General features: G+C 58.2%; 2 protein-coding genes. Both read right to left on the bottom strand.

Going from position 1 to position 2,571, the window contains the following annotated elements; genetic code table 11:
* Positions 1 to 648: prepilin-type N-terminal cleavage/methylation domain-containing protein (locus tag ACMLHG_RS14125; RefSeq protein WP_417170904.1), on the bottom strand; the 648-nt coding region annotated here is incomplete at its 3' end.
* A gap of 36 nt (positions 649 to 684) precedes the next feature.
* The coding region (locus tag ACMLHG_RS14130) for a Gfo/Idh/MocA family oxidoreductase (protein WP_417170905.1) at positions 685 to 2,571 on the bottom strand (1,887 nt) is incomplete at its 5' end.

Here is a 2,571-nt window from a genome sequence, read left to right on the forward strand (position 1 = left end):
GACATGACCATCTGCAAAAAGATAGTTCCCGCGTCCCGCATGGCGCCAGGCGGAGGTATAACTCAACAGCGGTCTGCCGACCCTTCTCTGATTGGGGTAATCAAAGATAATCGCCCGGCGTGACGGTTGAGAAATTGCCGACAACGTGCGCGTCACATGATCGCTGGCGAAATAGACGTTGACACTGTAATGTTGCAACACAGCCGGCGCGGTGGAGACCGGGTCCTTGAACCAGCCGGGACAACCGAACAGTTTCACTTTCAGCAAGCCGGGGCCGCCGCTCCAGTCAATGTCGTACACCAGCGAATTCTTAGGAGGAGTGCTCCCAATCATATTGGCATAGAGAGTCGCGTGCCAGTAGAGATTCTGCATGACTCCTGCCTGCATTCCGGAAGGAAATGTGATATCACTGTTTGAGTCGCAATATTGAATGACCGCCAGCCCCTGCTGTTTCAAGTTGTTCGTGCAACTGATGGTTTTTCCCTTGTCTCTTGCTTTGTTCAATGCCGGAAGAAGCATTGCCGCAAGAATGGCAATGATGGCTATAACAATGAGCAATTCTATGAGAGTAAATGACTTACGTTTGTTGTTTCTGCAAACGTTCGGAGATGTGTTCAAGGAGGCGTCGTCGATCTTGATTTGTCGCATGGTGTATATCTCCCTTCGCGTTTTTGAGGATTTCATTTAATGTTTGAGAGCAACCCATTCGCCGTTCTTTTCGTAGGCGGATTCATACATGGCGTTGATGAGGAGAACCGCGTTGCGTCCCTCCTGCGGCGTGGTCAGGAGAGGCGTTCCGCACCGCAGGGCCGAGGCGAAGTTGTCCATGGAGTTCAGCCACGCACACTCGCGGGGATACGGGGCGGACTTCGTCCAGCTGTTGTTCTGAAAATAAAGGCTCTCCGGCGTTTGCTGCGCCCCTCCTTCGCGGTGGATGTACGCTCCGTTGGTGCCGTGCGCCTCCATCTGATAGTACCAGCTCGATTGCGGATAACTCGTGGTCGCACAGATGTTGACGATCATGCCGTTGGCATATTTCCAGACCGCCAGACCCAGATCTTCCATCTCGATCTCATGGGTCTGCGTCCAGGCGTCGCAGCGGACCGCTTCCGGCATGCCGAAGACGAACAGAAGTTCATCGAGGTGGTGGATGGTCTGGTTGCTGAGCACACCGCCGTCCAGCTTCCGGGTGCCGCGCCATCCGCCGTTTTCCCGGAAATAGTCCATGGTCCGGTTCACTTTGAGCGTGACCGAGGCACTCAGGGGCCGCCCGAAAAAGCCCGCTTCCTGCGCCGCCTTCAGCGATTGCACCGAAGGGCGCAGCCGGCGGCAGTGATCCAGCGCGAGCAGAAGATGTTTTTCGGCGGCGAGGGCGATCATCCGGTCACAGGCGGCGACGCTCATCTCCATCGGCTTGGTTACCAGAACGTGCTTGCCGGCCTGCAGTGCCTGAATCGCCAGTTCCGCGTGGCGGCCGGTCTCGTTCATCACCATGACCGCTTCAATTTCCGGATTGTTCAGCATCTCCGAAAAATCCGCGACCGCAGGAACATGCAGCGCTTCGGAGGTCCGTTTCCGCCGATCCTCGAGCCGATCGCAGACCTGCATCAGCCGGATGCCGGGCGTTCCGGCCATCTCGGTCGCCCGGTTGTGACCCATCCCCAGACCGACCACCCCGAACCGGACCGGGTCCGCCACATAGCTCCGCACCACCGTCGCGGCGGAGACCGAACAGCTCTCCTGCTGCGCTCCCGCCGCCGCCGCGGGCCACGCCTTCCGCACCACTTCGAGCACCTGTTCGCACGCTTCCGCGTTGGTGAGCTCCGGGTTGAAGTTGTGGGTTTCCAGACTGACCGGACCGTTGAACCCGGCCTCTTCCAGCGTGCGGAAGATCTTCTCATAGGGGATGGGGTCAAAATTGTCGGCAAGCCAGATGCTTCCGGTCGACTTCACATGGACGCAGTTGGTGCGTTTCGCAATCTTTCTGAAATAGGCTTCCGGATCCTTTTCCCGCTCCGCCTTGTCGTGCATCCAGCTGTTCTTCGGATCCCAGGCGAACCCCCAGCCGGGAATCTCCAGCGCATCGATCATCTTGAAGCACTCTTCCTTGGTGCAGCCGCAGTTTTCGAAGGCGAAAATGAGACCGGCCCGGCGGGCCTTTTCCGCAAACGGCAGGAACAGTTCCATCACCTGCGCCAGAACGTCGGGCCGGACGGCGAGTTCTCCGATGCCGGCCTTCTCCTGCCCGTCCGGCGGCTGCCAGAAGAAGAAGGAGCGGACCAGATTGCAGTCGAGAATCTGTGAGGCCGCAATGAGGCGATCCAGCTTCTCCGCCTCCTCCTTCAAGCGTTCCTTATCCGGCAGGTGCACCTTGCCCAGCGAGGATTGCAGGCAGGCCACCTGCAGTCCGTTGTCATCGAGCAGCTTTTTGACCTCTTCAAGCTGGCGGTCGGTGAGTTTCTCCAGCGGTCGCTGAAAGATTCTGCTGCGCAGGTCGACGTAATGAAGCCCCCAGCTCCTGACCAGTGGAATCGCCTTTTCCAGATCCAGGCCCGTTTCATCGGTGAAAAT

Source organism: Victivallis sp., assembly GCF_048170485.1.
Taxonomy (GTDB): Bacteria; Verrucomicrobiota; Lentisphaeria; order Victivallales; family Victivallaceae; genus Victivallis.